The 5093-nt window shown below is 68.9% G+C and carries 5 protein-coding genes and 1 pseudogene; 2 read left to right on the top strand and 4 right to left on the bottom strand.

The genetic code is table 11. The annotated features are described in order from the left end of the window. Positions 1 to 240 (top strand): annotated as a pseudogene (locus RMO85_RS16645) (hypothetical protein); the annotation flags it as partial. Here the strand turns inward: RMO85_RS16645 and RMO85_RS16640 are convergent. The 4 genes from RMO85_RS16640 to RMO85_RS16625 form a co-directional block, all read right to left on the bottom strand. After that, the gene (locus tag RMO85_RS16640) at positions 204 to 947 is read right to left on the bottom strand and encodes a sirohydrochlorin chelatase (RefSeq protein ID WP_310529836.1); all 744 of its coding nucleotides are present in this window, start codon (positions 945 to 947) and stop codon (positions 204 to 206) included. The pseudogene RMO85_RS16645 and the gene RMO85_RS16640 overlap by 37 nt on opposite strands. Before the next feature lie 67 nt (positions 948 to 1014). Beyond that, on the bottom strand, positions 1015 to 1758 hold the full coding sequence (locus tag RMO85_RS16635) for a phosphoadenylyl-sulfate reductase (protein ID WP_310529835.1): 744 nt from the start codon (positions 1756 to 1758) through the stop codon (positions 1015 to 1017). Beyond that, the gene (locus RMO85_RS16630) at positions 1755 to 1904 is read right to left on the bottom strand and encodes a hypothetical protein (RefSeq protein WP_310529834.1); all 150 of its coding nucleotides are present in this window, start codon (positions 1902 to 1904) and stop codon (positions 1755 to 1757) included. Before RMO85_RS16630 ends, RMO85_RS16635 begins: the two co-directional genes overlap by 4 nt. Continuing rightward, the gene (locus RMO85_RS16625; protein ID WP_310529833.1) at positions 1897 to 3624 is read right to left on the bottom strand and encodes a nitrite/sulfite reductase; all 1728 of its coding nucleotides are present in this window, start codon (positions 3622 to 3624) and stop codon (positions 1897 to 1899) included. The genes RMO85_RS16630 and RMO85_RS16625 overlap by 8 nt, the downstream gene beginning before the upstream one ends. Before the next feature lie 351 nt (positions 3625 to 3975). Here RMO85_RS16625 and RMO85_RS16620 point away from each other — a divergent pair. Next, positions 3976 to 5093: aminotransferase class I/II-fold pyridoxal phosphate-dependent enzyme (locus tag RMO85_RS16620; protein WP_310529832.1), on the top strand; the 1118-nt coding region annotated here is incomplete at its 3' end.

Genomic DNA, 5093 nt, shown 5'->3' with positions numbered 1-5093 from the left:
TCCGTGTCCACCAAGGACGTCAAGAACGGGTCGCTCCTGCTCAAGGACTTCAAGAAGTCCGAGCGCAGCAAGCTCATCGGCCCGGCGGGGCCGACCGGCGGTGCGGGCGCGAACGGCGCGACCGGGGCCACGGGGGCCGCCCCACCGGGGTTGGGCGCCTCCGCCCGCCCCGCTTTTCCCGGGCCGGGCCACGTCCGCGCGGCTCAGACCGGGACGAGCTCCACCGCGCCGACGGCGTAGCGCGCCAAGATCACGCGGGCGACCTCCGGGTGGGCTCCGAGCGGCTCGGAGACGGCGACGGCACCGGCCTCGAGGGCGAGCTCGGCAGCCCGGTCGGGCAGGAATCCTGGCGCCAGGAAGAGCGACGCGACCGCGATGTGGCGCCGGCCCTCGGCCCGGAAGGCACGCACCGCCTCGCCGGCGGCCGGGGGAGCAGCGGAGGCGAAGGCGGCCGTGACCGGCAGCTTGTGCCGCGTGCCCCACGTGCGGGCGAGTCGTGCCACGGCCTGGTTGGCGAGCGCGTCGGAGGAGCCGGCGGCAGCGAGGACGAGGGCGTCGAGCTCGCGCACCCGAGCCTCCCGGAGCGCCTCACGCAGGCGGACGTCGAGCACCTCGAGGAACGCCGTCTCCATTCCCAGCACCCGAGTGGCCCGCATCTTGAGGCCCTGGTGTCGCGCGGTCGCGGCGGCCACCGCCCCGGGGACGTCGACCTTGGCGTGGAAGGCCTCGGTGAGGAGCAGTGGGACGACGACGATCTCGTCGAACCCGGCCTTGACCAGCCGGTCCACCACGGTGTCGAACGACGGCCTGGACAGATCGAGGAACGCCGTCTCGATGCGCAGGTCGGGACGCATCGTCTTGACCTCGGCCACGAGGGCCTTGATCGTTGCGGCGGAACGAGGGTCGCGGCTTCCGTGAGCCAGGGCTACCAATGCAGGAGCGGCCATCAGGTGGGCCTCCCATCTCGGGTGGTGGTGTGCGAATCGACGCCGTTGTCGTTGGGGTGTGAGCTGTTCACGAGTGGATCCCGCACTCGGTCTTGGTGGTGCCGGCCCAACGACCGCTGCGCGGGTCGTCGCCAGGAGCAACGCGTCGCGTGCACGGCCAGCAACCGATGCTGGGGTAGTTGTCGTGGACGAGCGGGTTGACCAGCACACCGTTGTCGGCGATATAGGTCTCGATCTGCTCGTCGCTCCAGCGCGCGAGGGGGGACACCTTGACCTTGCCCTTGCGGGCGTCCCAGCCGACGACCGGCGCGATCACGCGGTTGTGGGTCTCCGCGCGACGAAGGCCGGTCGCCCACGCGTCGTAGTTGGCGAGCGAATCGGCCAGCGGCTGGACCTTGCGCAGCTTGCAGCACAGGTCGGGATCGGTCTTGTAGAGGTCCTTGCCGTACGTCGCATCCTGCTCGGCGACGCTGAGTTCGGGCCTGATCGTGATCAGGTTGACGGGCAGCGTGGCCTCGACGGCGTCACGCGTGCCGATGGTCTCGACGAAGTGGTAGCCGGTGTCGAGGAACACCACGTCCAGGCCGGGGGCGACCTTGGCCGCGAGGTGCGCGAGCACCGCGTCACCCATCGAGGACGTCACGCAGAAGCGGTCGCCGAACGTTGCCACGGCCCACTCGATGATGTTCTCGGCGGGTGCGAGCTCGAGCTCGGCACCGACGTGTGAGACAAGCTCGCGGAGCTCTTCGGGCGTACGTCCTTCGGTGTGGGTGCCCTTGAAGTCGCGGGCAGCCTTGGTGGAGAGACTCATCGTGCACCTCCTCCTCGGGGGATCATGCCGATGTAGGTGACGGCAAACGCACGCAGGCAGGAGCGGCACTCCCACCCGTCCTCGCGCGGCCACAGCGTCGTCTCGCCGCAGTAGGGGCAGTGGTTGGTGCTCGCTCGCTCACTCATCTCGGACGACTTCCAGCGCGGACTCGCCGCGCAGGTGCGCCTCGTCGGCGCGCGTGACCCATTCGGCGAACAGCTCGCCGGCCGTGCGGTCGGCCAGGTAGGCCTGCACGACGTTGGTGACGTAGTCGTCGAGGCCGGCGCTGGTGATCTTGTGCGCACGGAGCTTTCGACCGAGCACGGGGGTGAGCCCGAGGGCGCCACCGAGGTGGACCTGGAAGCCCTCCACCTGGTTGCCGTCGGCGTCGAGCACCAGCATGCCCTTGAGTCCGATGTCGGCGACCTGGGTGCGGGCGCAGGCGTTGGGGCAGCCGTTGACGTTGACGGAGATCGGCGTGTCCAGCTCGGGGAACCGCTTCTCGAGCTCGGTGACCAGCGAGCGGGCCCGCTCCTTGGTGTCGACAATGGCAAGCTTGCAGAACTCGATGCCGGTGCACGCCATGGTGCGGCGGCGCCAGTTGCTGGGTCGAGCGGTCAGGCCGATCTTCTCCAGACCTTCGGCAAAGGCATCGGTGTCGGCGCCGTCGACGCCGATCACCACGAGCTTCTGGTACGCCGTGAGGCGCACGCCGCGGGCGCCGTACTGCTCCACCATGTCGCCGAGCGCGGTGAGCGTGGTGCCATCGATACGACCCACGACGGGCGTGGCGCCGATGAAGAACTTGCCGTCCTTCTGCTCGTGGATCCCGACGTGGTCGCCCTGGTGCACGGGGGCCGCCGGCGAGGAGCAGTCGATGAGCTTGCGGTGGAGGTACTCGTTCTCGAGCACCTCGCGGAACTTCACGGGTCCCCAGTCGGCAAGGAGGAACTTGAGGCGCGCCTTCGAGCGCAGGCGACGGTAGCCGTAGTCACGGAAGATGCCTGCCACGCCCTCCCACGCGTCAGCGACCTCGTCCAGCGGGATCCAGACGCCGAGCTTGTGCGCGAGCATCGGGTTGGTCGAGAGACCCCCACCGACCCACAGGTCGAAGCCGGGACCGTGCTCGGGGTGGACCGTGCCGACGAACGACACGTCGTTGACCTCGGGCGCGACGTCGTGGCTGGGGTGCCCGGTGAGTGCCGTCTTGAACTTGCGCGGCAGGTTGGAGAACTCCGGATTGTCCAGTGCGCGCCGCTTGATCTCTGCGAGGGCCTCGGAGCCGTCGATGATCTCGTCCTTGGCGATGCCGGCGACCGGCGAGCCCAGGAACGGGCGAGGGCTGTCGCCACAGGCCTCGAGCGTGGTGAGGCCTGCCGCCTCGAGGCGCTCCCAGATGGCGGGCACGTTCTCGATGTCGATCCAGTGGTACTGGATGTTGTTGCGGTCGGTGAGGTCCGCGGTGTTGCGGGCGTACGACGTCGAGGACTCGCCCAGGGCGCGGAGAGCGGCGGCGTCCAGGACCTGGCCGTCGGTGCGAACGCGCATCATGAAGTAGCGGTCGTCGAGCTCTTCCTCCTCCAGCTGGGCGGTCTTGCCGCCGTCGAAGCCGGGAGCGCGCTGGGTGTAGAGCCCCATCCACCGGAAGCGACCTCGGAGGTCGGCCGGATCGATGGAGTCGAAGCCGCGCTTGGAGTAGATGTGCTCGATGCGGGAGCGGACGTTGAGCGGGTCGTCGTCCTTCTTGGACTGCTCGTTCTTGTTCAGCGGCTCGGTGTAGCCGAGCGCCCACTGACCCTCGGCGCGCTTGGGGCGCGGGATCTCGGTGTGCTGGGCAGGCACTGGCTTGAAGCGGAGATCAGGCATGGGGGGTGATCCTGTTCGCTGAGGGCCGCGCGCGACGGTGAGCGCGGTGACGTGCAGAGACTGGGCGGCGAATCAGCGATGCCAACACATCGAGCTGCGGGTACGCCCGAAGTCCACGTGGCGTCGAACCACGAGGAACTTGGACGTCACAGCAAGAGTCATGTCAAGCAGTCTCAACGCTCGGACACCCTTCCGACAAGGCGAAATCTCAGAATAAGAGACTGCTTGCCACATAGTGAGACGGGAGTCGTGGTCCCGGGCGGCGGCGTGACGGTCGTGCGGCGTACGTCACATCCGCAGCGCGCTGGAGTCCATGTCCGCACCACCGACCTCGGCCTCTAGGCTGACGCCATGACGGATGCCTCCCTGTCCCAGCTCACCTCCGGCGCATACGAACAGGCCCTCAAGGTCATCGAGTCGGTCGAGCCGCGCATCGCGGCCGCCACTCGCCAGGAGCTCGCCGACCAGCGAGGCTCGCTCAAGCTGATCGCCTCGGAGAACTACGCCTCGCCGGCCGTGCTGCTGACGATGGGCACCTGGTTCAGCGACAAGTACGCCGAGGGCACCGTCGGGCACCGCTTCTACGCCGCGTGCCAGAACGTCGACACCGTCGAGTCGCTGGCCGCCGAGCACGCCCGTGAGCTGTTCGGGGCGCCGTACGCCTATGTGCAGCCACACTCGGGCATCGACGCCAATCTCGTCGCCTTCTGGTCGATCCTGGCCAACCGGATCGAGACGCCGGCCCTCAAGCGACTCGGCGCCAAGAACGTCAACGAGCTCACCGAGGCGGACTGGGAGTCCCTGCGCCACGAGTTCGGCAACCAGCGCCTGCTCGGGATGTCGCTCGACGCCGGCGGTCACCTCACGCACGGCTTCCGGCCCAACATCAGCGGCAAGATGTTCCACCAGCAGCAGTACGGCACCGACCCGGGGACCGGACTGCTCGACTACGACGCGGTGGCGGCGAAGGCGCGGGAGTTCAAGCCGCTCGTGCTGGTGGCCGGCTACTCGGCGTACCCCCGTCGCGTGAACTTCGCCAAGATGCGCGAGATCGCCGACGAGGTCGGCGCCGTGCTGATGGTCGACATGGCGCACTTCGCCGGGCTCGTGGCCGGCAAGGTGTTCACCGGCGACGAGGACCCGATTCCGCACGCCCACAACACCACGACCACGACCCACAAGTCGCTGCGCGGCCCGCGCGGCGGGATGGTGCTGGCGCAGGAGGAGTTCGCGGCCGACGTCGACCGCGGCTGCCCGATGGTGCTCGGCGGCCCGCTGTCGCACGTGATGGCGGCCAAGGCCGTCGCCCTCGCCGAGGCACGCCAGCCGTCCTTCCAGACCTACGCCCAGAACATCGCCGACAACGCGAAGTCGCTGGCCGAGGGGTTCATGTCGCGCGGCGCCAAGCTGGTCACCGATGGCACCGACAACCACATCGTGCTGCTTGACGTCTCGTCGTTCGGGCTCAC

The organism is Nocardioides sp., assembly GCF_031422975.1.
Classification (GTDB): Bacteria; Actinomycetota; Actinomycetes; order Propionibacteriales; family Nocardioidaceae; genus Nocardioides.
This window is presented reverse-complemented; position numbering and strand designations above follow the sequence as displayed.

Bases quoted from the DNA above. Each gene is read 5' to 3' on its own strand.
- RMO85_RS16640 (WP_310529836.1), bottom strand. From the start codon at position 947: ATGGCCGCTCCTGCATTGGTAGCCCTGGCTCACGGAAGCCGCGACCCT.
- RMO85_RS16635 (WP_310529835.1), bottom strand. From the start codon at position 1,758: ATGAGTCTCTCCACCAAGGCTGCCCGCGACTTCAAGGGCACCCACACC.
- RMO85_RS16630 (WP_310529834.1), bottom strand. From the start codon at position 1,904: ATGAGTGAGCGAGCGAGCACCAACCACTGCCCCTACTGCGGCGAGACG.
- RMO85_RS16625 (WP_310529833.1), bottom strand. From the start codon at position 3,624: ATGCCTGATCTCCGCTTCAAGCCAGTGCCTGCCCAGCACACCGAGATC.